Source organism: Pseudomarimonas salicorniae (assembly GCF_023156535.1).
In the GTDB taxonomy this organism is placed as follows: domain Bacteria; phylum Pseudomonadota; class Gammaproteobacteria; order Xanthomonadales; family Xanthomonadaceae; genus Pseudomarimonas; species Pseudomarimonas salicorniae.
The window spans coordinates 383,126-405,817 of the sequence record NZ_JALNMH010000002.1 but is presented as its reverse complement, the minus strand read 5'-3'; the positions used below and the strand labels follow the sequence as shown (position 1 = coordinate 405,817).

Genomic DNA, 22,692 nt, shown 5'->3' with positions numbered 1-22,692 from the left:
TGGCCGGCTGCCGACCGGTGGCGCTGCAGACGCCTCGCCTGCTGCTGCGCCGCTGGCGCGCCGCCGACGCGGCGCCCTTCGCTGCGATCAACGCCGATCCGGAGGTCGCCCGCCACCTGCCCGGAGTCATGCCCCGCGCGCTCAGCGATACGCTGATGGCGCGCATCGAGGACCATTTCGACGCTCATGGCTTCGGCCGCTGGGCGGTCGAACGGCGTGAGGACGGCGCCCTGCTCGGCTTCGTTGGCGGGCAGCAGGTGCACTTCGAAGCGGCATTCACGCCGGCTGTCGAGATCGGCTGGCGATTGGCATCCTCCGCCTGGCGCCAGGGCTATGCGCGCGAGGCGGCCGAGGTCTGTCTGCGCGACCTGCGCCAGCGGGTCGGCCTGATCGAGGTCGTCAGCTTCACCGTGCCGGCGAACCGGCCCTCCTGGGGCCTGATGGAGCGGCTGGGTTTCCGCCGTGATGCCGCCGGTGACTTCGCCCACCCCCAGCTGCCGGCCGACCATCCGCTGTCCCTGCACTGGCTGTACCGGGCGCGGCTGGATGACGAAGGGCGGCCATGCTGAACTGGCTGTGGCTCGGCTTCTTCCTGGTGGCGATGCTCAGCGGCCTTGCCCGCTGGCTGCTCGGCGGCGAGGCCGAGGTCTTTGCCGCCATGGTCGCCGCGCTGTTCGACATGGCCCGGCTCTCGGTGGAGCTGATGGTGTTGCTGTTCGGCACCCTCACACTCTGGCTGGGGCTGCTGGCGATTGGCGAGCGCGCCGGCCTGATCGAGGCGTTGGCGCGGTGGCTCGGCCCGCTGTTCGAGCGGCTGATGCCAGGCGTGCCGCGTGGCCATCCAGCCGTTGGCCTGGTGACCCTGAACTTCGCCGCGAACGGCCTCGGCCTCGACAACGCGGCGACGCCGATCGGGCTCAAGGCTATGCGGGCCCTGCACGAGCTGAATCCGGTCAAAGACACGGCCAGCAATGCGCAGATCCTGTTCCTGGTGCTGAACAGCTCGGGGCTGACCGTGCTGCCGGTGAGCATCTTTGTCTACCGCCTGCAGCAGGGCGCGGCGGAGCCGGCGCTGGTGTTTCTGCCGATCCTGCTGGCGACCTGCGCTTCGACCGTGGCCGGCCTCCTGGCGGTCGCCCTGGTCCAGCGCCTGAAGCTGCGCGACCCGGTGGTGCTGGCCTGGCTGCTTGGCGCCGGGCTGCTGCTCGGCGGCTTCATCGCCGTGCTGGCCGGGCTCAGCGCCGCGGCCCTGTCCTCGCTGTCCTCACTGCTCGGCAACCTCACCCTGCTCGGCGTGGTGATGGCTTTCCTCATCGCAGGGGCGCTGCGTCGCGTGCCGGTCTACGAGGCCTTCGTCGACGGGGCCAAGCAGGGATTCGAGGTCGCCCGCGACCTGCTGCCCTACCTGGTCGCCATGCTCTGCGCAATCGGCATGTTAAGGGCTTCGGGTGCGCTGGACGTGGCGCTGGAGGGTGTGCGCTGGCTGGTCGCGGTCGGCGGCTTCGACGACCGCTTCGTCGACGCCCTGCCGACCGCCTTCGCCAAGCCCTTCTCGGGCAGCGCCGCGCGGGCCCTGCTGATCGAGACCATGCAGCATCACGGGGTCGACAGTTTCCCGGCCTTGCTTGCCGCGACCATGCAGGGCAGTACCGAGACCACTTTCTACGTCATTGCGGTGTACTTCGGCGCGGTCGGCATCCGCCGGGTGCGCCACGCGGTGGGCTGCGCTCTGGTCGCCGACGCCGCCGGGCTGATCGCGGCGATCGGCGTCTGCTACGCGTTCTTCGGCTGAGCGTCGGGCTGAGCCGGACGCGCGGTATCCGGAGCGGACCCGGTCGGCGAATGCGGGTAGCGTAGGGGCCACCTCGCGCGATACCGGAGATCGCCATGACCCTGTTTGCCGCCCCGTTGGTTCTGCTCGCCCTGGCCGCCGAGCCTGCGTCCGTGCCGCCGCCCGCGTCCGACTGCACCGCTGCCGAGCACCGCGCATTCGACTTCTGGCTCGGCGAGTGGAAGGTGCAGGCGAACGGCCAGCTGGCCGGTCAGAACCGGATCAGCGAGGAGCAGGCAGGCTGCGTGTTGCGTGAGGAGTGGCGCGGGGCCAAGGGTCTGAATGGCACCAGCCTGAACTTCTATGACCGCGGCGACGGCCGATGGCACCAGCTGTGGGTCGACTCACAGGGCAACGTTCTGCGGCTGGCCGGCAATGCTCCGGCCAGCGGCGAGATGCGCCTCGAATCCGACCCCGCCGCTCCTGGTCCTCGGCAGCGCATCCACTGGCGCCTGCGCGAGGACGGCGTTGTCGTCCAGCACTGGGAGCAGAGCACCGACGGCGGCGAGAGCTGGACCACCGCGTTTCTCGGCGAATACCGCAAGGCCGCCGAAGGGAAGTGAGGGCGTGAACGAGACCTTCCGCAGAAGCCGAATGTAGGAGCCAGCTTGCTGGCGATCGTCCCGTCCGGGGCGCCTATCGCCAGCAAGCTGGCTCCTACACACGCAACAGCATTTCCAGGTCAGGTTTGCGCCGCGAAGCAGACCTTGCCGCAGTCAGATTGTGGGAGCGCCCTTGGGCGCGACCTCGGCGCTACGGATTCACCACGGACCGCGGCCAGAGCGGATCTCCGCGGTCGCGCCCATGTGCGCTCCCACAGTCGGGCTTCGTTGGGCGTCAGCGAGACCCATAGGGCGTGCCTTGGCGCACCGATACGGGCGTTCGGACGGTACGCCCGGTGCGGCCAGCCGCACCCTATGAACGTCTTCTTCGCGCCCGCAGCTGCCGGTCCCTTCCGGTCAGTACCGCACCCCGGATTCGGCATACTGGCGGAGCACGGCGCGGGCGTTCTCGCGGAGGATGTCGCGCTGGACGGAGATTCCGCGGCGCTCCAGCTCGCCGATCCAGTCGGCGGGCAGCGGGCCCTCGTCGAACTCGGTCAGCTCCATCACGTCTTCGGAGCGGGCGCCGATCAGCAGGCGGTCGAGGCCGGCCCAGAAGCTGGCGCCGTAGCACATGCAGCAGGGCTGGGCCGAGGTGGCGAGGGTGATCGGGCCGTGGGCGCCGCCAGCGGGATCGTTCAGGCGGAACAGCTGCAGGCGCTGCTGCGCGGTCATGAAGGCCATCATCTCGGCGTGCGCCACCGAGCAGGTCTGAGGGACCACGCGATTGACCCCGGCGCCGATCAGCCGGCCCGACCCGTCGAAGATTGCCGCGCCGAACGGGCCGCCGCTGGCCTCTGCGACGTTGCGCGCGGCAAGGTCGATGGCCAGGGCCACCTGCGACTCGGCGTCGGGGTAGCGGCGCTCGTGGATGTCCAGCTGGTGCAGCCAGGCCGGCAGGGTGAGATGGACCTGTGCATAGAGCATCACTGCACCTCGGCACCGGCGGCGGGGGCCGCCACGCAGCGGTTCTCGACGCACTGGCAGGCGTCGATCTCGGCGAATCCGCAGATCGCCATGCGGCCCTCGCGGGCGCACTCGGCCTTGACCTGTTCCGGGAAGGTGGCGGCGTCCTTGTGGACGCAGGCCGGGAAGTAGCCGCAGCAGTTGCCGACGTTCTTCACCGCGCAGTCGGCGTCGACTTCGCAGTGCCGGGATGGCTCCTGGACGGCAGCTTCGGCTGGCTGCGCGGGCGGCGACTCCTCGCGCGGCGCGGCGCCGGCGCAGGCCGCCAGCCACACGCAGCAGGCCAGCGCCAGGCCGCGCCCGATCATGCCTTGCTGGCCCAGGTGTCGCGCAGCGAGACGCTGCGGTTGAACACCGGTGCGTCGCTGCGATGGTCGCGGCGATCGGTGACGAAGTAGCCGGTCCGCTCGAACTGGATGCTGTGCTCGGCGGGCAGGGTGGCGGCGGCCGGCTCAACCCAGCCGCGGACGATGCGCTTCGATTCGGGGTTGAGGTGGGCGCGGTAGCCCGGTCCGCCCTCGTCCTCGTCATCCGGATCGGCGACATTGAACAACCGGTCGTAGAGGCGGATCTCGGCGGCCACGGCGTGTCTTGCGCTGACCCAGTGGATGGTGCCCTTGACCTTGCGGTCGGCGCCGGCCATGCCGGGCCGGGTCTCGGGATCCAGCGTGCAGCGCAGCTCGACCACGGCATCGCCGTCCTTGATCACCTCGTTGCAGCGGATGATGCCGACACCGCGCAGGCGCACCTCGCCCTCGGGCTTCAGGCGGTGGAAGCCCTTCGGCGGAACCTCGGCGAAGTCGTCCTGCTCGATCCATACCTCGCGGGAGAACGGCACCTCGCGCTCGCCCTGCGACGGATCCTTGGGATGGTTCGGGAAGCGCAGGGTTTCCTCGTGTCCGGCGTCGAGATTGGTCAACACCAGCTTGAGCGGATTGACCACCGCCAGGCGGCGCTGGGCGTGGGCATCGAGGTCGTCGCGCAGGGCGGCCTCGAGCAGACCGAAGTCGGTCATCGAGTTCTGCTTGCTGATGCCGACGCGCTGGGCGAAGAGGCGCAGCGAGGAGGGCGTGAAGCCGCGCCGGCGCAGGCCCTGGAGGGTCGGCATGCGCGGGTCGTCCCAGCCGTCGACCAGCTGCTCGGCGACCAGGGCGATCAGCTTGCGCTTGCTCATCACGGTGTAGTTGATGTTCAGCCGCGAGAACTCGATCTGACGCGGTTTGGCGGCCTCCTCGTGCCAGCCGAGGCGGTCCAGCGGGGCCAGCAGCTCGCGGTGGTTGACCAGGTCGACGTGGTCGACGAACCAGTCGTAGAGCGGTCGGTGGTCCTCGAACTCCAGCGTGCACAGGGAGTGGGTGATGCCCTCGATGGCATCGCTCAGGCAATGCGCGTAGTCGTACATCGGATAGATGCACCAGGCGTCGCCGGTGTTCTGGTGGGCGACGTGCTTGATCCGGTAGATCGCCGGGTCGCGCAGGTTGATGTTGCCGCTGGCCATGTCGATCTTCGCCCGCAGGGTGCGCGCGCCGTCCGGGAACTCGCCGGCGCGCATGCGGCGGAACAGGTCGAGGTTCTCCTCGACGCTGCGCGAGCGGAACGGCGACTCGCGGCCCGGCTCGGTCAGGGTGCCCCGGTACTCGCGGACCTGCTCGGCGTTGAGGTCGCAGACGAAGGCAACGCCGTCTCGGATGAGCTTCTCGGCAGCTAGGTAGAACACCTCGAAGTAGTCCGAGGCGTGGCGCAGCTCGTGCCACTCGAAGCCGAGCCAGCGCACGTCGTCCTTGATCGCCTCGACGTACTCGGGATCTTCCTTGGCCGGATTGGTGTCGTCGAAACGCAGGTTGCAGGTGCCGCTGAATTCCTCGGCGACGCCGAAGTTCAGCACCAGCGACTTGGCGTGGCCGATGTGCAGGTAGCCGTTGGGCTCGGGCGGGAACCGCGTATGCACCTGAGCGTGCTTGCCCGAGGCGAGGTCCTCGCGAACGATGTTGCGGATGAAATCGAGGCGCGGGGCGTCGGTGGCGGGATCGGCGGCGGTCATGGTCTGTGCACTGCGGAAAGCGCGACATTCTAGCCCGCGCGCCCCATCACCGCAGGCGGCGGCCGAACGTGGGCGCAACGCCCACCAAGTGGGGCAGGCTCGGCACGCTCGGCGTATGCTTGGAAGCGCCGGGCGCGGAAGCCGAGGACGACGCATGCAGGTGGTCTACCAAGCCGAGCACCTGATAGATGCCCACCTGGTCAGGGGCCGGCTGCAATCCGAAGGCATCGACGCCCACGTGCGTGGCGAGTGGCTGACCGGTGCGCTGGGTGAGTTGCCCCTTCAGGGCCTGCTCGGCGTCTGCGTGGCGGAGCGCGACGTCGAGGCGGCGCTGGCCCTGCTCGCGACCTGGCAGGACGAGGCGCGCCGGGAAGCAGAGGAGGAGCGCGCCTCGAATCCGGATGGCGGCGACGACGAGGATGCCGGCCCCGATCCCGACGCGGCCTTCCTCGCATGATCCGCTTCCGGGTCACACTGCTGATTGCCCTGTGTGCGTTGATCGCCGCGCCTTCGCTGTTCGCGGCGGCGCGCATCGAGCTCGCCCGGCTGGATGCCTCGATGGATCTGGCCGAGGTGCTGCAGCAGGACGGCGCGTTCGAGGCGGTTTCGGATGATCGGATCGTGCTGGAACCACAGCAGGGCAGCCGCTACTGGCTTCGTATCGAGCCGATGCAGGAGCCCGGGCGTACCCAGGTCCTGCGCCTGGACCGGGTGCCGGTGTCGCGCCTGGTGGCCTGGTATGACCCGCTTCCGGGCGAGGCCCCCGGGGAACTGATCGACAGCTTCCTTGCGCCCCCGTCGGGTGAGCCCCTGCGCTCCGACTTCAGCCTGCCGTTGCGCGATGCGCGGCGCATCCTGGTCGCCATCGATCCGCTTCTGCCGGCCACGGTCAGCTGGTCGCTGGGCGGCGAGCGCGAGGCGCTGATCGCGTCGCGCGGGGCGGGCAACCTCGCAGCCGCCAGCTATGCCGCGATCTTCGCCACCGCCCTGGTCAGCCTCGCCCTGACCCTCGCCGTGCGTGAGCCTGCCTACCGGGACTTCACCGCCTTCGCCGTGCTCGCCGGCGGTTTCCTGGCCCTCGCGCAGGGCCATGCCTTTGAGCTGCCGCTGCTTGGCCCCCTGCTCGGTGCCTGGGGAATCGGTGTGCTGTGGATGGCCGCCGCGCTCTGCGCCGCGTCCGCGCTGTCCGCGGCCCAGGGACTGCTCGGGCTGTCCGGACGCGCGCCGGCGCTGGTCCGGGTGGCGAGGGCGCTGGTCTGGACCCTCGCCGGATTCGGACTGCTGCTCGGCATACTGCCCGCGACCGTCCACGCGCAGTTCGCCCCGGCGGCATCGGCCGTGCTTTCGGCCGGCCTACTGTTGCCGGTGCTCGCCACCGGTTGGGGCTGGGCGCATGGCGCCCGGCCGGCCGCGGCGCAGTGCCTGATGTGGGCCGTGTTCTGGCTGGCCGCCACCTCGCAGCTGGCCCTTCTGTCCGGGTGGCTGGCCGACTCCGGCGGGCTGGCCTGGCTGCAGCAGGGGGGCACGGCGCTGGCCGTGCTGGGCCTTTCCATCGCGCTGACCGACCGGGTCATCGCGCTGCGCCAGCGCGCCGAGGCGATGCAGGCACTGCACGCCTCCAGCAGCGCCGTACTCCGGATCGAGCAGAAGCGCCGCGAGCTGGTCGAGACGCTCGAAGCCTCGACCGGCACCGCGGTGGAGCCGAGCGACCTCGAGTGGCGGGCGTTCCGTCAGCTGCTGGTGGTCCTGCCGGACGTGCTGCCACTGCGTGCGCAGGCGCTCACCGTCAGTGGCTACCGCGGCTTCGATTACCTGCTCGCCGAGCCGATGAAGGAGAAGCCGCGCATCTGTGCCCTGCTCGCCGACCGCAGTTCGACGCTGAAGGGGATCTGCCGGGCGCGGACCGCCATGTCCCTGCCGCCGGAGGGCGCCGATCCCGCGGGGCCGCGTTTGGGCGTCGTGCCGCTTCCGGTGCCGCGACCGGGCTGGGGCGCGCTGCTGCTGGAGCGGCAGGAGGGCGCGTTCGCAACCGAAGAGCTGGAACTCGCCGGCGAGTTCGCCGAGCTCGCCTTCAAGGCGGTGGAGCAGGGCGCCCGCGCTGTCGAACTCAAGCGGCGCGCCGAGACCGATCCGCTGAGCGGGATGCTGAACCATCGTGCTGGAGAAGAGCTGCTGGACAGCCAGCTTCGCGCTGCGCGCCACGCCGGTGAGCCGCTTGGGGTCCTGTTTCTCGATGTCGACCTGCTGCGGACGGTCAACGAGCGGTTCGGCATGGCGGTCGGCGACCACTTCCTGCGCAGCCTGGGCGGCAACCTGCGCCCCCTGCTGCGCGACGACGACCTGATGTATCGCCACGGTGGAGACGAGTTCGTGATCGTCCTGCCTGGCCTTGGCATCGAGCAGAGCGAGGCGGTGGCCGAGCGCATGCGCGCACAGGTCGCCAGCCAGCGCTTCCGCAGCGAGCAGGGGCCGATCAAGATCACCGTCAGCCTGGGGGTTGCGGCGCTGCAGCCGGGCGACGAATCGGCACGCCGATTGGTCGAGCGTGCCGCCCGCGCCACCGAGATGGCCAAGGGTCAGGGTCGCAACCAGGTGGCGCGTGCCAAGGGTTTCGGAGCCTCTGCCGAGGCCCCCGATGCGCCGCCGATATTCTGAATCCAACATGCCGGGGCTTGGTGGCCCGGCGCGGCTCGGCGACACTGTCGCGGGATTCTGCGGAGACAGGCATGCAACCGCTTCTGGTCATCGGAAACAAGAACTACTCTTCCTGGTCGCTGCGCCCCTGGCTGCTGCTCAAGGCCTTCGGGGTTCCCTTCGAGGAGCGCCGGCTGGCGCTGGGCAGCGAGGAGTTCCGGCGCGAGATTGCGCGCTTCTCGCCGAGCGGCCGGGTGCCGGTGCTGCATCACCAGGGCCGGGTGATCTGGGATTCGCTGGCCATCGTCGAGTACGCCAATGAAGTCTTCCTCGATGGCCGCGGCTGGCCGACCGACCTCGACGCACGGGCGCTTGCCCGCAGCGCCTCGGCCGAGATGCATTCGGGCTTCACCGACCTGCGCACCCAGTTGCCCATGAACTGCGGCCGCGACCCCTCGACCGGCGTCTACCGCTGGGATGCCAATGCCCAGCGCGATATCGACCGGGTCCAGCAGCTCTGGCGCGAGCTGCGCGGCCGCGCCGGGAGCGGCGAGTTCCTCTGCGGCGCCTTTGGTATCGTCGATGCGATGTTCGCCCCGGTGGCGGTTCGCTTCCGTGGCTACGGCGTCGCCCTGGACGACACGGCGCGGGCCTATTGCGACGCGGTAGAAGCCCTGCCGGCGATGCGTGAATGGCGGGAGGGCGCGGCGGAGGAATCCGAGCGTCTGGCCAAGTACGACAACGTCGGTCAGTGAGCGCCCCGGACTGGCGCGGCCGGATCCGCCGGTACGCCGACTTTCCCCGGCCTGGTGTCGGCTTCCTCGACCTGATGCCGGTGCTCGCCGACGGCGAGAGCTTTGGCCAGCTTCTGGAGGCCCTGGCCGAACCCTGGCGCGGCTCGATGAAGCCGGATGTCGTGGCTGGCGTGGAGTCCCGAGGCTTCCTGATCGGCGCACCGCTGGCCCGGGTCCTGGGCTGTGGCTTCATTCCCCTGCGCAAGCCGGGCAAGCTGCCCGGCACGGTGCATCGCCGGTCCTACTCGCTCGAGTACGGAGAGGACGCCCTCGAGATGCAGGCGGACGCGCTGGCGCCCGGCCGCCGGGTGCTCCTTGTCGATGACGTGCTTGCCACCGGCGGCACCCTCGCCGCCGCGCTGGCGCTGCTGGGCGAGCTCGGTGCCGAGGTGGTCGGCGCCGGGCTGGTGCTGGAGATCGTTCCCCTTGGCGGTCGCGCCCGGCTGCCGAGCGACTGCCGCGTCGAGGTGCTTGAGCGGGTCGGCTGAGCTGGCCGCTTGCGCGGCGAACTTTCCTGGTCCGCAAACGACGACGCCCCGCGGTGCGGGGCGTCGAAGGAGACAGCGGGAGACCGCTGGCGGTTACAGCTCGGCGCAGACGGTGAACACCAGGTCTTCGGCGTAGGCTGCGGCAGCATTGGTCGGCGCCGCGTTCACGCCGGCACCGCTGGTGAAGCCGCGGAAGGAACCGGTGGTCGGATTGCCGTCGTCCAGGCGGTTGTCCAGCGCAGTCGCCGCCTTGCCCGGCACCTGGCTGACGCAGACGGCGCGGCCATTGATGCCCGGAACACCGTTACCGGCGACGCCCAGCAGGCCGCCCCAGGGGTTGCGCGGCATGGCGGCCGCGCCAACCTGGGCCGGGTCACCCGAGATGAAGCCGGCGGCACGCAGCTGGCGGAAGAAGTTGTCGACTTCGCCCTGTCCGGTGAAAGTCTGGGCGGCAGTGGCGTCGAGCACGCCGTTGTTGTTGCCGGCCATGTTGGCGGTCCAGGAGCCGCCACGAGCAGCCACGGCGGCGCCGGGGCCATCATCGCCCGGCAGGCGGCGGTAGCGGTCGAGGTAGGCATTGACCGCGGCGCGAGTGCCGTTGATGTCATTGGTGGCGTTGGTGACGCGGGAGTTCTCGATCAGCTCCTGACCCTTGAGGATGCCGCCGAGGAGCAGGCCGATGATGACCAGCACGATGGCGATCTCGACCAGGGTGAAGCCGGACTGCTGACGATGGGAAGTCATGCTCGCGTTGTCCTGTGGGAGGGAGGATGGAACGTACTCTAGTGGCCTGCGGGCCAGCGAGGGAGTGCAGAATCCTTACGCGGGTTCAACCCGATGGCAGGGTCAGCGCGTAGACCAGGCCCTCCCCGCGGGGCTGGGCGGTCAGTCCACCGCCCAGCGACAGCGCGGCGGTGCGGGACTGGTACAGACCGAGCGCCGGCAGGCCGTGCTCGTCGCGGATCCGCGGCTCGAACAACCGGGCAAGGCTGATCGGCGGGCGGCGGTCGGAGCGGATTTCGATCTTGGTCCAGCCGTCTTCCTCACGCAGGTCAAGGGACACCTTGGGTGGTGGCGTGATGCCGGCGAGGCTGGCGAACAGCGGGTCGAGGATGCGTTCGACGTTTCGCTTGGGCAGCGCCACGCGGAGCGCGCCGTCGGGAGTCTGCAGGTCGAGGCCGTGGAGGGAGGCGAATATTCGCGCCTCCTGCAGCAGGTCGTAGGGCTTCTGCTGCTCACGGATATCGCCACGCGGATCGCTGAGCTGGTCGACCAGTCGCTCGGCGCGCTGGCGCGCAAGCGGGGCGTGCTCGCGAAGGTGTCGGGCGAGCATCAGCAGTTGGTCATCATCGGCAGCCGCGAACTGGTCGGTCACCAGCAGCACCCATTGGGTGAGGTTCTTCAGGTCGTGCTGCAGATACAGGGACAGCTCGGCCTGCTGGGCCAGCGCCGCGGCCACTGCCTCGGACTTGGCCAGCACCGACTGCTGCAGCAGCAGGTCGAACACCGAGAGCACGCCCTCGCGCAGCATCCGCCGCTCGCCGCGCATCGGGCGAACCCATAGTTCAACCGTCAGGCTGAGGTCGCCCGCATTGAGCATCCGCGTGCGGCGCTCGCCGCGTCGCTCGCCCCAGTCGCCCTCGACCTGGCCGCCGAACCACAGGCCGCGATAGCGCAGCCCGTTCACGCCGGCCTGCTCGAGCGTGGTGCGGCAGGCGGCGAACCAGGACAGCACGTCGCCGCCGATGTCGGCGCGGCGGGCGGTCAGCTCCTGCGCGAGGGAGACGTACTGCCTGGCCGCGCGGCGCAGCCATGACAGGCTGAGCACCATGCTGAGCCCGACCAGCACCAGACTGCCGGCGAACCACTCAAGCATCGCGCTGGATGCCGAACTTCTTGATGAAGTAGTAGAGGTTCTCGCGCTGCAGGCCCAGCCGGCGGGCGCTCTCGGCGACATTGAAACCGGTGTCGGACAGGACCTGGCGCAGCAGTCGCTCGGCCGCCGCCTCACCGGCCTCGCGAATGCCCTCCTCGAGTTTCGCGGCGATGGTGATCCGCGATTCGCCGGCTTCGAGAAGATTGGCCTCGGTCCGCACGAAGAGCTGTGCTCGCTCCACTGCCGCCAGCACCTGGGCAGGTGCCACCGGCTTGGCGAGGAAGTCGAACGCGCCGGCGCGGATCGCCGCCAGCGCCGCGGCCTGCTGGTCCTGGCCGGTGACCACGATGATCTTGAATTGCGGCCGCAGCTGCAGCAGCTGGCCGATCAGGGTGATGCCCTCCTCGACCTGGTTCGGTCGAGGCGGCAGCCCGAGGTCGCAGAGTGCGATGCTGGTCTCGGGATAGGCGCGGGCCAGCTGCATCGCTCCTGCACGGTCGCCGGCGGTGACCACGTGGTGGCCGGCGCCGGCGAGCATGAAACCGAGCAGGTCTGCCAGCGAGGCATCGTCCTCGACCACCATCACCGCCTGCGGGCGGGCGGTGGTCTCGGCGTCAGGGGTTTCTTCGGCTACTCCGTGTTCCATGCGCGGGCTCTCAGATCCAGCGGCTGAGTATGGCCAGCCCCGCCCCGGCGATCACCAGCGCCATGCCGGTGAAGGCATGGTCGGTGGCCTCGTCGGGGCTGACCTCGGGATCGACAAACAGGTGCCAGTATCCGCCTGCGATCAGGCCCAGGCCCAGGACCAGAAGCCCCCAGCGCAACCACCTGAGATCGCGGCGGCGATGGGCCAGCGTCATCAGGGCAGGCGGCCTGCTTGCACCATGCGGTGCATCAGGATCGAGGGCACAACCCAGTCCAGCTCGTCGTCGAACTCGCCGGCGGCGGCGCCTGCATCGCGGCGCGGACCACTTCGAAACTGGTCGTCCGCATCACTGTTCTCGACTTCATCGGCACTGCCGCCAGCCACCTGGACGCCGCTGATGATGAAGCCCCCGGCCTGGTTGGGGCCATGCGAGACCATGACGGCGGGAACGTTTGAGGCCAGAGGCGTGCCGGCGCCGCCGGGGTTCTGCACCGTGAGGGTGGCGAGCGAACAGATCGCAAAGGCCGATTGCGCGGGTGCGCTGGCCGGCGCGGTCGCGCAGGCGTACTGGTTGGTCGGGCGGGCGGGGCCTGCGGTTCGGGCAAAGGTGGCATCGACCCGGTAGCTGATGCGCCCGCCATAGGCGTCGGTCTCGGCAAGGCCCAGGGTGGCCCAGGGCAGGACGCCGCTGAGGGCCGCAGCTCCGCCGGTGCAGCCGGCGGCGGTCGGCACCCGCTCGATGCCCGCGTTCGCCGCGCCCGAGGCAACGTTCGGCGCAGCCGGGCAGGGCAGGCGGCCATTGGTCATGGCAAAACCGTAGAGCGCCTCGCGGGCCTGGCTCAGATAACGCCGTGTCTCGGCCTGCCGGGAGGCATCCTGCTGGGCACCCAGGGTCATGATCAGGCCGGTCAGCAGGATGCCGACGATGGCCAGGGTGACGCCCATCTCGATCAAGGTGAAGCCGTGCTGGCGCGCGCTCATGGCAGGGATCTCCGGATCGGCTAGCAGCTCTGCAGGGCAGTGATGGCCGCCTGGCACTGGGGTGGATTGAGGTTGTTGATGCAGGGCGGATTGACGAACTGCTGGGCCTCCGTCGCGCAGCTGCAGGCGTTCGCCGGGTCGGTCAACGCATTCGCCGCGGCCTGGCAGCTCGCCGAAACCGAATTGCCGGGCGGAACCCGGCAGTTGTTGGAGTTGCCGCTGACGTTCGAGAGCAGGGTTTGCGCGTTGCTGGTGCAGGCAGAGGCGGCCGGGCAGGCGGTGGCCGCCTGCTGCAGGTCGGCGTAGCGGATCTCCAGGATGCTGTCGTTCGGCATCGGCGGTGGGGCGGTCCGCTCGATGTAGTCACCGGCCACGCCGTGGTTGCCACATGCTCCGTTCTGGCTGCCCGGGCGCGACTGTCCCTGCAACGCCGGCCCGGGCGCCAGCACCCGGGCGACGACGGTGTCCGGCGGCGGCGCGGGGGAGACCTGATTGGGCTCACGCTCGTACCACAGGCATTCCGCCGCGGCATCCCGGAGCGGCCCGGTCACCAGCGTTCGCCAGGGCAGGCGACCGGTTTGCCGGGCGGTGGAGCTGCAGGCCCCGAGCGCGTTGCCATCGCTGTTGGCGCCTGCCGGGCAGGGAAGCCGCCACTGGGGAGTCTGTCCCGGCTGGGGACTGCTGCACCATTGCTGGGTGGCGAAGGCGACCAAGGCATCGCGGCCTTCGGCAAGGTGTCGCTGCTGCGTCTGCTGTCGCTTCTGCGGCCGGTGCTCGTTCTGGAAAGTGGCGAGCATGAAGGCCACCAGTCCCACCACCGCCAGCAGGACCAGGGCCAGTAGCGCCGCCCCGCGCTGGCGGTGTCGGCGGCAGGGCAGGTTGCGGGGCAGGTTCATGGCGGGCTGCTCAGCGAATGCGGTGGCAACGGGTCGACGATACGCCCTTGTTCGCGCATCAGGGACTGACCCACCAGAAGTCGGACACGCTGTCCGTCGGCGCCGAGGAGGGTGACACTGCTCGTGCCGGCGACGACCCGGTACTCGAGGATCGCGCCGCCGTCCTCCACGGGCCGCCCGTTGAGGAAGGCGATGGAGGGCTGCGCATCGCGGTGGACCAGTCCATCGAGGCGGAGCATCGGGACGGCGATGGCGACCGGCGTGGCGGTGTCGGTCGGCTGTACCCCGGCGAGCGGCTCGGGGCCCGGCGCGAGGCGCATGCCAACCAGTGCCACACGTTCGGCGGGGGTGAAGAACAGGCGCCCGAGCTGGGTCGAGGTCCCGCTGTCCTGGGCGGCCGCCCATGCAGGGACAAGCGCTACGAGCAGAGTCGCCGCGCGGATCACGGGGCGGCCTCCTCGTAGTCTTCCTCCAGGAACTCGGGCTCGGGCGCTGGCGGGGGCAGGTAGGTCACCCAGCGAAGGGTGCAGTCGAGCGCCAACCCGATGCCACGGGGGTCGCGCTCCATCTTGCAACGCTGCACCCTGAAGAACCCCACCTGTTCGGCCTTGAGCTGGGCCAGCAGCGCCAGCACTTCGCCCTCGTGCACGCGCTGGATCTGGATCCTGAGGTCGTGGGCGAGCGGCCCCGAGGCGGCGGCCGTCTGGCCGTCGACCGGAGGCAGGGACGGGTCGGTCATCGGCGGTTCGAGCATCTGCTGCGGGGCCAGTTCGAAACTGGTCTCCGGGAGACCGAGGCGCTGCTGCACGCGCAGCAGCGCCTCGGTCCACGCTATCCGGTCGCCGCCGCCGATGAAACCGCCGCGCTCGAGGCTGCGGTAGCGTTCGACGTTCCCTTCAAGCATGGCGAGCGACTCCTCCAGCCCGGCGCTTTCGCCCTGCAGGGCCGCCAGCTGGGCCTCGGCCTCGCTGCGCGAGCGCTGCTCGTCCCCGATGTCCGCTCGTGCGACCAGCAGGGCCGCGGCACCCACCACCAGCATCGCCGCCGCGATGCCGATATGCATCCCGGCCCGGCGAAGGCTGTCGCGGCGCAGGGACATGGCAAGCAGGCTCACGGTGGGGGCTCCATCGACAGGCAGTAGTTGAACGCCCGCTGCGCCGCTTCCTCGCCGCCGCCGCGGAGCACGCCGGTGCCACTGGAGTCGACGGCAGCGGATTGGGTCTGCAGCGAGAATCCCGGCACCTCGCCGAGCAACGCATCGAATCGTTGCCGGGCGTCCAGCATCTGGCGCAGGGAGGTGTCGCCCACGAACTCGCCGGACAGGGAGAGGCCGACCCGGGGCAGCACCGGGCGCTCGCCGGTCAACGGGTTTGCCGGCCAGGAAAGCGGGCAGTTGCCCGTCGGGGCTTCGGCGGCCAAGCCGCTCATGGGGTCGATGCGGGGTGGATCAGCTACCGACCAGACGAGGGTGTCGAGGCGATACGCGGATTCGGCATCGAACGCGCGGCTCGTTGCGACGAGAATCGGTGACAGCTCGGGCAGCTTGCCGAGATGCGTATCGAATGCGCGAATGCTTTCCGCAACGGTCTGCGGGTCGGCGGCGATCGCCTCGATCCGCTCACGAAGCGCGGTGTTGGCCTCTTCGACGGCCGTTGCCTGCATTTCCAGCTCCAGCCGCTGCGCCCGGAGGTCTGCTGCGCCATACCAGCTCCAGGCTGCGACAAGGGCCAGCAGCAAGCCGCCGGATGCGCCCCCCAGAAGCAGGCCGCGGCGCAGCCGGGCGAGCGCGTGGAAGCGGCGGATCGCGTCCGGTGCGAGCTGTTCGGCGGGGGGATGTTCGGCCGCAAGGCGGAGCAGGCATCGCATGCCTTCCCGGGTCGGGTCACCGAGTCTTGCATCCGCCGGTCCCTGGGCCTGCTGCAGGCCCGCCAGCTCCCGCTCACGAAGACCCTGGCAGGCAGGCTCGCTTCCCCACACCCACATCTCGATGCGCTGGCCCCGGTCTACCAGGCGCGCGTTGTAGAAGTACTGGACGGTGCGCTCGATCTCTTCTGCGAGTGCGGGCGCGCCCTCCGGGTCGGACGGATCCACGCCCGATGTGAGGCGCGACAGCACCGCCTGGCTGCGGTCGAGCAGGACGAAGCGCACGCCGGCCGGCGTCGGCAGGACCACGAGCCGCGGTGCGACTGGAGCGCGCCCGCGGCGGGCCCAGTGCGCCACCAGCATGGACGGCGTGTAGATGCCCCGGACCGCCACTCCCTGTTCCACCAACGGCCGCAGCCGCTCGTCGAGACGCTTGGCGATGGGCAGCCCGACGAACAGGAAGTCGAGCTGCTTCTCGGTGCGCGAAGCCCCCAGTCGCATGGCGGCGCGATACGGAGTCTCGCGGAACTCCTGCTCGAGGCGGCGCTGGACCAGGGCCTGCATGTCGCGACCGAACATCTTCGGCAGTGATGCCCGGACCAGGGTTTCCTCGACAAAGTCGGCGACTACGCTCAGCGTCTCGAATCGCGTATCGGAGGCAACCGGCGCCAGCCCCCCGCGCTCGACCCGGTAGAGCTGTTCGACTTCCGATCCGAGGTAGAGCAGGCCGTGCGCCATCAGGTCTTGATCTTTGAAATGGTGTCGTAGATCGGGCCGAGGACGGAGAGCATGATCCAGCCGAGGATCAGGCCCATCACCACGGTCATCGCCGGTTCGATCATGGTCTGCAGGCGGTCGACCGACTCCCGGATGTCCCGCGAGTAGAAGTAGCTGACGTTGCGCAGGGCATTGTCCAGCTCGCCGGTCTGCTCGCCGACCTTGATCATGCGCAGCACAAGGGGCGGGAACAGGCCCACCGTGGCGAAGGCCTCCGAGACCGGCACGCCCTGGGTGATCAGATTGCGCACCATATGGATGGCATCGCCGACTTCGAGGTTGCCGGCGGCCTCCTCGCAGCTGGTCAGCCCCTCGATGATGGTGAAGCCGGATGAGTACATCAGGCCGAAGGTATTGGCGAAGCGCGCCAGCAGGATCTTCTGGATCACCTCTCCGATCACCGGCACGCGCAGCCAGTGGCGGTCGATCCACAACCGGACCGAGCGGTTGCGGGCAGCGAGCCAGCGGATGCCGAGGAACAGCGCCACGGGCACCGTGATGATCGCCCACCACCAGGCGATGACGAAGTCCGAGGTGGCGATGAGGGCCCGGGTGTGCAGCGGCAGGTCCTGGCCCATGTTCTGGATGAAGGCCACCAGCTGCGGCACCAGGTAGGTCATCAGGAAGAAGACCACGCCGGTGATGACCACCGCCACAAAGGCCGGGTAGGTCACCGCCTTCTTCAGCTGCGCCGTGACCTCGTCCTGCCACTTCAGGCTGGCGGTGATCTCTGCCAGAACCTCGGGCAGCTTGCCAGCCATCTCGCCAGCCCGCACCAGACCGATCAGCAGCTTCGAAAAGGTTTGCGGGTAAGCCTCCATCGCAGTCGACAGGGGCGAACCGGTCTCGATGCGGTCGCGCAGGCCACCGGCCAGTTCGCGCATGGCAAGGGTGTCCGCCGAATCACGGAGATCGGCCAGCGCCTCGAGCATCGGCACGCCCGCGCGCAGCAGCGACTCCATGTGGAAGAAGAAGTTGATCAGCTCGCGAGAGCCGACCTTGCGTCGTCGCAGCAGGCTGGCGCCATCGTCGCGCAGGGCATCGGCGCGGATCAGGGAGAGGCCGATGCGTGACAGGCGTGACTCCAGTTCCGGCAGGTTCAGCGCGTCGGCCTGGCCGGACACCACCTTGCCGTCCTCCGCCACCGCGCGGTACTTGAACTGGCTCATGCGTGGACGAGACCGGTGAGGTCGATGACGCGGGCGACCTCGTCGATGGTCGTGATGCCGTCGCGGACCCGGCGCAGCCCATCCTGGGCGATCGGAATGAAGCCCTGGGAGATGGCGTAGTCGCTGATGTCGCGCTGGGTGGCGCGGCGCGCGATCAGTTCGTCGAGCCCGGTATCGAACTTGAGCGTTTCGATGATCGCCACCCGGCCCTTGTAGCCGCTGAAGTTGCAGCGGTCGCAGCCGACAGCTCGGTAAAGGGTCAGCGGCTCGTCGTCCTCGGCGCCCAGCAGGGCCCGCTCGACCGGCTCCGGAGCGTATTCCTGGCGGCAGTGCGCGCAGAGCTTGCGCAGCAGGCGCTGGGCGACGATGCCGATCACGTTGCCGGCGATCACCTCGGGTTGAACATTGAGATCCAGCAGGCGCGGAATCGAGCGGATCGCCGAGTTGGTGTGCAGCGTGGTGAACACCTGGTGGCCGGTCATCGCCGCGCGGAAGGCCATCTCGGCGGTGTCCTGGTCGCGCACCTCGCCGACCAGGATGATGTCCGGGTCCTGGCGCATCATCGAGCGGATACCCTCGGCGAAGCCAAGCTTCGCCGCCTCGGACACCGCGGTCTGCCGGATCATCGGAATCGAGTACTCGACCGGATCCTCGAGAGTCATGATGTTGACCTGCTCGGAATTGCGGTAGTTGAGGATCGAGTACAGCGTGGTGGTCTTGCCCGAGCCGGTCGGGCCGGTGACCAGCAGGATGCCCTCCGGTCGCGACAGCATCAGCTTGAGCTGGGTGAGCTGGTCGTCGCGCAGGCCGAGGGAATCGATCGGCACGATGCCTTTCTTGCGGTCGAGGATGCGGACGACGTAGTTCTCGCCGTGAATGGTCGGCTGCACCGCGGCGCGGAAGTCGAACTCGCGTCCGGCCAGCACCAGCGAGATGCGGCCGTCCTGGGGCGCGCGGTTCTCGGCGATGTTCATGCCTGCGAGGATCTTCAGGCGCACCAGCATCGCCGCCCAGTAGCGCGAATGCAGGGCACGCACCTGACGCAGCACGCCGTCGACGCGGTAGCGGATGCGCAGGAAGGAGGGCTCGGGCTCGAAGTGAAGGTCCGAGGCGCCCATGAGGGCGGCGTCGGCGAGCAGGGCGTCGACCAGGCGGACGACCGGATGGCTGTACTCCGAGGCATCCGAGGCGGACAGCGAGGTGAAATCGATCTCGCCGGTCTCGATCTCGTTGAGGATGCCGTCGATCGACAGCTCGTGGCCGTAGTACTGCTCGATCGCACGCAGGATCTCGCCGCTGGAGGCCAGCCGCCACATCGGTTCGGCGCGGTCACCGAGCAGCGCCCGCGTCTGGTCCATCGCGATGATGTTGTTGGTGTCCGAGATCGCCAGCGTCAGGCGTCGCGTCTCGCGGTCCAGGCTGACCGGGAACAGGGTGTGTCGGCGCGCGACCTCCTTGGGCACCAGGAGCAGGGCCTCGCGGTCGACGAAGATGTCGGACAGCGAGATCGACTCGAAGCCGAGGTTCTCCGACAGCGCCTCGCGCAGCGTGTTCTCGGTGAGGAAGCCGAGGGTGACCAGCACCTCGCCGAGCGGCTTCTTCAGCCGGTTCTGCTCGAACAGGGCGATCTTCAGCTGGTCGGAGGTGATCAGCCCCTGGTGGAGCAGTTCGTCACCCAGCCGGCGCTTGGTCGGCTGGGCGCTCATCGCGTGCCGTCTCCGCTACGGGCCAGCTGCTGGCTCAGGGTGGTGATGCGCGCTGCCAGCGCGTAGGGGTCGTAGTTGGCGGGACGGGCCCGGCGCAGTTCCTCCGCGCGCAGGTAGTGGTCGAGCGCCAGACGTGGCTTGTGCAGCCGGTCCAGTGCGACGCCGAGGTTGAACACGACGTCAGGGTCATCAGGGGCCAGCACGGCGGCGTCGAAGTAGGCCTGCTGGGCTTCGTCCCAACGGTTGGCTGCTGCGAGCAGGTTGCCCAGGGCGAAGTGCAGGGCGGGCGAGCGTGGCTGCGCCGCCAGCGCCTCGCGGAGTTCGCTCTCACTCCGCCGGCCGGCAGCCGGCGGCGCGCTTCCGATCAGGGCGGCAAGGGCGGTTGGATTGCGCGGGTCGACCTTCAGCACCTCGCGGTAGCGGCGGGTGGCGCCCTCGTAGTCACCCTCCCGTTCGGCGATCACCGCGAGGCCAAGCAGAGCGTCTGGATGGCCGGGGTGCAGCTGCAGGGCGCGCTGGTAGTCACGCCGGGCCGCGGGCAACTCGCCGCGATTCAGCGCGGCATAGCCCGAGAGCAGGGGTTGCTGGGCCTGGCGGGCACGTTCGATGCGCAGGGTGGGGGCCGGATCAACGCGTTGCGCCGGTGAGGCGATCAGGACCGGGGTGGCGGCCGCGGGCATTCCGGGCGCAGTTTCACCGCCGCCCCCCGCGAAGGCAGCCGGGCCGGCGGCGGGCGCGACGGCGTCCGTATTCGGCTGCGGCGGGTTAAGCGTGCCCGGCGAGCTCCCGTCGGACCCTGCCACGAGGCCGGTGGTCTCGGAGGGGGGCGCTGCTGTCACGGTCGGGTCGGCGGTCGGGAGGGCATCGCCGGCGCCGGCATCGAAGCCCTGCTCGGCCTCGGCCAGCACCGCGTCGGAGACCGGCTGCACGCCCGTTGGCGTGGTCGCGAACTGGCTCTGGTTCTGCTGGGTCAGCCACCACATGCCGCCGGCGAGGAGCAGGGCGACCACCACCAGGGCGCCGAGCAGGACGCGCCAGCCCCTGCGTGGCGTTGCGGGACGCTGCTGGGCGGCGGCCGCCATCACCTCGCGGGCCGCCTTGCGCCGTGCATCGGTCCCGGGGCCAGGACGCGACGGGGGCTCGATTCGCGCGGCCTCGGCCGGCGTCGGCGTGCGCGGCGCGGGGCCGGGGGCAGGCGCGGAAGGAGGCGCCTTCGTCACGGGTGGCGGCACAGGGGCAGCAGGTTCGGAGGGGCCTGGCGTGGGTGCCGGGACGTCGGCTTCGGCCGGGCCTGGCCCGGCGCTACGCGGGGCAGGCGCCGGCTGACTCGCAGCAGGCGCGGAATCAGCGGGCGGGTCCTGCTCCTGCGCTTGGCTGGCGGGCTTCCCTTCGTCGGAGTCTTCGGACGGCGCCTCGCGCGTGGGCTCCCGCGGGGGCCGCTCCTCCTGCGGGGCGAGGCTCAGCTGCAGACCGCCCTCGCTATTGCCGGAGGACGCCTCCGCTGCCGGCGCGCCGGCAGCGTCGGCGCCGGTTTCGGGTGTCGATTGGGCCGCGGCCTGGTCGTTGTCCTTGTCCTTTGCCTCGTCCTTTGCCTCGTCCTTGCCTTCGCCGGGCTTGCCGCCCTTGGGGCCCTTGCGGGCCTCGGCCTGCTTCAGGGCTTCGATCAACAGGCTCATGGCCGTCCGCCGGTGACCGGCGCCTCGCCTTCGAAGAAACGTTCATTGGGCAGACGATCGGCCAGCCCGCGGTAGTCACCCTGCAGGCTGGGGTCGCGGATGATCGTGGGACGCAGGAAGATCACCAGCTCGCTCTTGCTCTTGCGGTCGTTGCGGTAGCGGAACAGCTCGCCGACCACCGGGAGCCGGCTGGCGCCCGGCACGGCGTCGCTATTGCGCTCGCTCTGGTCGCGCATCAGGCCGCCGAGCACGGCGGTCTGTCCGTCGCGCACCTTGATGATCGACTCCATTTCGCGGGTCTGGATCTCGGGCACCAGGCTGGAAATCGCCGGCAGGCTGGCGGCGCTTTGCCGGGCCAGGGCCAGCGTCAGGGCGACGCCCGGGTCCTGCACGTAGCGGGTCAGGCGCGAGATCGTCGGCCGCAGGTTGAGGGTGACCTGGTCGTCGTCGCCGATCTGCGGAGTGACGTTCATCAGGAAGCCTACCGGCACCGTGCTGGGCGTCGACTGCACGGTAATCTGCGGCGGCGTGTTGTCGGTGGCCGGAGTCGAGTCGATGGTCAGGGTGAAGTAGACCAGGTTGTCGACCACCTTGATCAGCGCGGTCTGGTTGTTCAGCACGCTGATCTTGGGGCTGGAGAGGACCCGCGTGCGGCCGAAGTGTTCAAGCAGCCGGATCGACAGCGCGACGTCGACGCTGCCGATCGAACCCAGGTGTTCAAGCACGCCCAGTGCCGGGATATCGCTGTCCACCGGCGTGCCTCCGGGCAGCTGGGTGCCGCCACTGGGCCCCTGGCTCAACCGGAACCGCGAGTTGCTCTGCCGCAGCAGGTTCCAGTCGATGCCCTGCTGGTAGCCGTCACCCAGTTCCACCTCGACCACGGTCGCCTCGATCAGCACCTGGCGCTGGGCGTTGTCGATCAGTCCATCGATGAATTCGCGCACCTTGGCGTGCTGTCGCGAGCTGGCCCGCACCGCGAGCATGCCGGTCTCGGCATGTGCAATCACCGAAGCGGCTTCGCGGAACCTGACCGGTTGCGCCTGCGCAGGCGTGGGGGCCCCGCCCTCCGCGGCCGATGCGGCCGGCGCCGCGGCTCCGCCACTGCTGGTTTCCGGAATCAGCCTGTCGGTCTCGCGGAGCAGGTCCTGCACCGCGGTGATCAGGCTCTCCCAGAACCGGTTGTTGGCGGTGTTCGACAGCTCGGTCGAGGAGTTGTTGCCGACTTCGCCCTGCGCCTCGCCCAGACCACCGGGGGCCGCGACCTGGGTGGCGATCGACACCCGCGAGACCGCCTCGCGGGACATGTTGAGGTAGTCGATCTTGTACATCTGCAGGTAGGGCGAGTCCGGCATCACCGTCAGGTTGTCCTCGCTCAGCTCGTAGCGCATGTCGACCTGGCGGGCGATGCGATCGAGGATCTGCGGCAGGGTCTGGTCAAGGGCGTTGAGGCTGACCGTGCCCTGGATCGCCGGGTGGACGTCGACATTCAGCCGGGCGTCGCGGGCCAGGGCGAAGAGCAGCTCCTGGGCCGGCACGCCATTGACCACCACGTTGTAGGTCTCGACCGGCGGAAGGGTCCGCGGCGGCGGCAGGCTGGCGCTGCGCTGTACGGGCTGCGGGATGTCCGCGGCGGGCATGCTGGGCAGCGGCCCCTGGAGGTGACCTTCGGAAACCTGCGGGGGCTGGTGGGCACAGCCGGCCACGAGCAGGGCAAGCGGCAGGGCGAGGCGCAGTCGGGGGAGCATG

General features: G+C 69.8%; 23 protein-coding genes. 7 read left to right on the top strand and 16 right to left on the bottom strand.

Translation table 11 applies throughout. The features are described from left to right. Nucleotides 1-17: 17 nt before the first annotated feature. From M0G41_RS04160 to M0G41_RS04150, 3 genes are all read left to right on the top strand, one after another. Nucleotides 18-569 (top strand): GNAT family N-acetyltransferase, encoded by a 552-nt coding sequence (locus tag M0G41_RS04160; protein WP_248205395.1) that lies wholly within the window; start codon nucleotides 18-20, stop codon nucleotides 567-569. Beyond that, complete coding sequence (locus tag M0G41_RS04155; protein ID WP_248205392.1) at nucleotides 563-1,792, top strand: nucleoside recognition domain-containing protein; 1,230 nt, start codon at nucleotides 563-565, stop codon at nucleotides 1,790-1,792. Before M0G41_RS04160 ends, M0G41_RS04155 begins: the two co-directional genes overlap by 7 nt. A gap of 95 nt (nucleotides 1,793-1,887) precedes the next feature. Next, the gene (locus M0G41_RS04150; protein ID WP_248205389.1) at nucleotides 1,888-2,394 is read left to right on the top strand and encodes a hypothetical protein; all 507 of its coding nucleotides are present in this window, start codon (nucleotides 1,888-1,890) and stop codon (nucleotides 2,392-2,394) included. Between the two features lie 396 nt (nucleotides 2,395-2,790). Here M0G41_RS04150 and M0G41_RS04145 read toward each other — a convergent pair whose 3' ends face one another. From M0G41_RS04145 to M0G41_RS04135, 3 genes are read right to left on the bottom strand one after another with little or no spacing between them, the layout of a single operon-like run. Further along, the gene (locus tag M0G41_RS04145; RefSeq protein ID WP_248205385.1) at nucleotides 2,791-3,360 is read right to left on the bottom strand and encodes a nucleoside deaminase; all 570 of its coding nucleotides are present in this window, start codon (nucleotides 3,358-3,360) and stop codon (nucleotides 2,791-2,793) included. Continuing rightward, on the bottom strand, nucleotides 3,360-3,707 hold the full coding sequence (locus tag M0G41_RS04140; protein WP_248205383.1) for a hypothetical protein: 348 nt from the start codon (nucleotides 3,705-3,707) through the stop codon (nucleotides 3,360-3,362). The genes M0G41_RS04145 and M0G41_RS04140 overlap by 1 nt, the downstream gene beginning before the upstream one ends. Next, entirely contained in the window at nucleotides 3,704-5,440 is a 1,737-nt protein-coding gene (locus M0G41_RS04135; RefSeq protein ID WP_248205378.1) for a glutamine--tRNA ligase/YqeY domain fusion protein, read from the bottom strand. Before M0G41_RS04135 ends, M0G41_RS04140 begins: the two co-directional genes overlap by 4 nt. Nucleotides 5,441-5,594: 154 nt before the next feature. Here M0G41_RS04135 and M0G41_RS04130 point away from each other — a divergent pair, with 154 nt between their 5' ends. The 4 genes from M0G41_RS04130 (at nucleotide 5,595) to M0G41_RS04115 (ending at nucleotide 9,356) form a co-directional block, all read left to right on the top strand. After that, a complete protein-coding gene (locus M0G41_RS04130) occupies nucleotides 5,595-5,897 on the top strand; it encodes a putative signal transducing protein (RefSeq protein WP_248205374.1) in 303 nt (100 codons plus the stop codon). Continuing rightward, nucleotides 5,894-8,095, top strand: coding sequence for a diguanylate cyclase (locus tag M0G41_RS04125; RefSeq protein WP_248205371.1), 2,202 nt, complete (start codon nucleotides 5,894-5,896; stop codon nucleotides 8,093-8,095). Before M0G41_RS04130 ends, M0G41_RS04125 begins: the two co-directional genes overlap by 4 nt. A gap of 71 nt (nucleotides 8,096-8,166) precedes the next feature. Further along, the gene (locus tag M0G41_RS04120) at nucleotides 8,167-8,829 is read left to right on the top strand and encodes a glutathione S-transferase family protein (RefSeq protein WP_248205369.1); all 663 of its coding nucleotides are present in this window, start codon (nucleotides 8,167-8,169) and stop codon (nucleotides 8,827-8,829) included. Continuing rightward, entirely contained in the window at nucleotides 8,826-9,356 is a 531-nt protein-coding gene (locus M0G41_RS04115) for an adenine phosphoribosyltransferase (RefSeq protein WP_425511228.1), read from the top strand. The genes M0G41_RS04120 and M0G41_RS04115 overlap by 4 nt, the downstream gene beginning before the upstream one ends. 93 nt (nucleotides 9,357-9,449) lie before the next feature. Here M0G41_RS04115 and M0G41_RS04110 read toward each other — a convergent pair whose 3' ends face one another. The 13 genes from M0G41_RS04110 to M0G41_RS04050 form a co-directional block, all read right to left on the bottom strand. Continuing rightward, nucleotides 9,450-10,100 (bottom strand): prepilin-type N-terminal cleavage/methylation domain-containing protein, encoded by a 651-nt coding sequence (locus tag M0G41_RS04110; RefSeq protein ID WP_248205363.1) that lies wholly within the window; start codon nucleotides 10,098-10,100, stop codon nucleotides 9,450-9,452. Between the two features lie 85 nt (nucleotides 10,101-10,185). After that, a complete protein-coding gene (locus M0G41_RS04105; protein ID WP_248205360.1) occupies nucleotides 10,186-11,232 on the bottom strand; it encodes a histidine kinase in 1,047 nt (348 codons plus the stop codon). Then, a complete protein-coding gene (locus tag M0G41_RS04100; protein ID WP_248205357.1) occupies nucleotides 11,225-11,878 on the bottom strand; it encodes a response regulator in 654 nt (217 codons plus the stop codon). Before M0G41_RS04100 ends, M0G41_RS04105 begins: the two co-directional genes overlap by 8 nt. Before the next feature lie 10 nt (nucleotides 11,879-11,888). After that, nucleotides 11,889-12,092: a hypothetical protein gene (locus M0G41_RS04095; protein WP_248205354.1), complete on the bottom strand. Its 204-nt coding sequence runs from the start codon at nucleotides 12,090-12,092 to the stop codon at nucleotides 11,889-11,891. Continuing rightward, complete coding sequence (locus tag M0G41_RS04090) at nucleotides 12,092-12,859, bottom strand: type II secretion system protein (RefSeq protein WP_248205353.1); 768 nt, start codon at nucleotides 12,857-12,859, stop codon at nucleotides 12,092-12,094. Before M0G41_RS04090 ends, M0G41_RS04095 begins: the two co-directional genes overlap by 1 nt. A gap of 20 nt (nucleotides 12,860-12,879) precedes the next feature. Then, nucleotides 12,880-13,755, bottom strand: coding sequence for a hypothetical protein (locus tag M0G41_RS04085; RefSeq protein WP_248205351.1), 876 nt, complete (start codon nucleotides 13,753-13,755; stop codon nucleotides 12,880-12,882). Then, the gene (locus tag M0G41_RS04080) at nucleotides 13,752-14,201 is read right to left on the bottom strand and encodes a hypothetical protein (protein ID WP_248205347.1); all 450 of its coding nucleotides are present in this window, start codon (nucleotides 14,199-14,201) and stop codon (nucleotides 13,752-13,754) included. Before M0G41_RS04080 ends, M0G41_RS04085 begins: the two co-directional genes overlap by 4 nt. Then, nucleotides 14,198-14,869, bottom strand: a complete 672-nt coding sequence (locus M0G41_RS04075) for a hypothetical protein (protein WP_248205345.1) — start codon at nucleotides 14,867-14,869, stop codon at nucleotides 14,198-14,200. Before M0G41_RS04075 ends, M0G41_RS04080 begins: the two co-directional genes overlap by 4 nt. Beyond that, nucleotides 14,866-16,356, bottom strand: coding sequence for a hypothetical protein (locus tag M0G41_RS04070; protein WP_248205342.1), 1,491 nt, complete (start codon nucleotides 16,354-16,356; stop codon nucleotides 14,866-14,868). Before M0G41_RS04070 ends, M0G41_RS04075 begins: the two co-directional genes overlap by 4 nt. Then, entirely contained in the window at nucleotides 16,356-17,564 is a 1,209-nt protein-coding gene (locus M0G41_RS04065; protein WP_248205338.1) for a type II secretion system F family protein, read from the bottom strand. Before M0G41_RS04065 ends, M0G41_RS04070 begins: the two co-directional genes overlap by 1 nt. Further along, complete coding sequence (locus tag M0G41_RS04060) at nucleotides 17,561-19,270, bottom strand: GspE/PulE family protein (RefSeq protein WP_248205336.1); 1,710 nt, start codon at nucleotides 19,268-19,270, stop codon at nucleotides 17,561-17,563. The genes M0G41_RS04065 and M0G41_RS04060 overlap by 4 nt, the downstream gene beginning before the upstream one ends. Next, on the bottom strand, nucleotides 19,267-20,946 hold the full coding sequence (locus tag M0G41_RS04055; protein ID WP_248205331.1) for a tetratricopeptide repeat protein: 1,680 nt from the start codon (nucleotides 20,944-20,946) through the stop codon (nucleotides 19,267-19,269). Before M0G41_RS04055 ends, M0G41_RS04060 begins: the two co-directional genes overlap by 4 nt. Continuing rightward, on the bottom strand, nucleotides 20,943-22,691 hold the full coding sequence (locus M0G41_RS04050; RefSeq protein WP_248205609.1) for a hypothetical protein: 1,749 nt from the start codon (nucleotides 22,689-22,691) through the stop codon (nucleotides 20,943-20,945). The genes M0G41_RS04055 and M0G41_RS04050 overlap by 4 nt, the downstream gene beginning before the upstream one ends. Between the last annotated feature and the right edge of the window lies 1 nt (nucleotide 22,692).

Coding starts and splice junctions, on each gene's coding strand:
- M0G41_RS04155 (WP_248205392.1), top strand. CDS start 563: ATGCTGAACTGGCTGTGGCTCGGCTTCTTCCTGGTGGCGATGCTCAGC.
- M0G41_RS04150 (WP_248205389.1), top strand. CDS start 1,888: ATGACCCTGTTTGCCGCCCCGTTGGTTCTGCTCGCCCTGGCCGCCGAG.
- M0G41_RS04145 (WP_248205385.1), bottom strand. CDS start 3,360: ATGCTCTATGCACAGGTCCATCTCACCCTGCCGGCCTGGCTGCACCAG.
- M0G41_RS04140 (WP_248205383.1), bottom strand. CDS start 3,707: ATGATCGGGCGCGGCCTGGCGCTGGCCTGCTGCGTGTGGCTGGCGGCC.
- M0G41_RS04135 (WP_248205378.1), bottom strand. CDS start 5,440: ATGACCGCCGCCGATCCCGCCACCGACGCCCCGCGCCTCGATTTCATC.
- M0G41_RS04130 (WP_248205374.1), top strand. CDS start 5,595: ATGCAGGTGGTCTACCAAGCCGAGCACCTGATAGATGCCCACCTGGTC.
- M0G41_RS04125 (WP_248205371.1), top strand. CDS start 5,894: ATGATCCGCTTCCGGGTCACACTGCTGATTGCCCTGTGTGCGTTGATC.
- M0G41_RS04120 (WP_248205369.1), top strand. CDS start 8,167: ATGCAACCGCTTCTGGTCATCGGAAACAAGAACTACTCTTCCTGGTCG.
- M0G41_RS04110 (WP_248205363.1), bottom strand. CDS start 10,100: ATGACTTCCCATCGTCAGCAGTCCGGCTTCACCCTGGTCGAGATCGCC.
- M0G41_RS04105 (WP_248205360.1), bottom strand. CDS start 11,232: ATGCTTGAGTGGTTCGCCGGCAGTCTGGTGCTGGTCGGGCTCAGCATG.
- M0G41_RS04100 (WP_248205357.1), bottom strand. CDS start 11,878: ATGGAACACGGAGTAGCCGAAGAAACCCCTGACGCCGAGACCACCGCC.
- M0G41_RS04095 (WP_248205354.1), bottom strand. CDS start 12,092: ATGACGCTGGCCCATCGCCGCCGCGATCTCAGGTGGTTGCGCTGGGGG.
- M0G41_RS04090 (WP_248205353.1), bottom strand. CDS start 12,859: ATGAGCGCGCGCCAGCACGGCTTCACCTTGATCGAGATGGGCGTCACC.
- M0G41_RS04085 (WP_248205351.1), bottom strand. CDS start 13,755: ATGAACCTGCCCCGCAACCTGCCCTGCCGCCGACACCGCCAGCGCGGG.
- M0G41_RS04070 (WP_248205342.1), bottom strand. CDS start 16,356: ATGGCGCACGGCCTGCTCTACCTCGGATCGGAAGTCGAACAGCTCTAC.
- M0G41_RS04065 (WP_248205338.1), bottom strand. CDS start 17,564: ATGAGCCAGTTCAAGTACCGCGCGGTGGCGGAGGACGGCAAGGTGGTG.
- M0G41_RS04060 (WP_248205336.1), bottom strand. CDS start 19,270: ATGAGCGCCCAGCCGACCAAGCGCCGGCTGGGTGACGAACTGCTCCAC.
- M0G41_RS04055 (WP_248205331.1), bottom strand. CDS start 20,946: ATGAGCCTGTTGATCGAAGCCCTGAAGCAGGCCGAGGCCCGCAAGGGC.
- M0G41_RS04050 (WP_248205609.1), bottom strand. CDS start 22,691: ATGCTCCCCCGACTGCGCCTCGCCCTGCCGCTTGCCCTGCTCGTGGCC.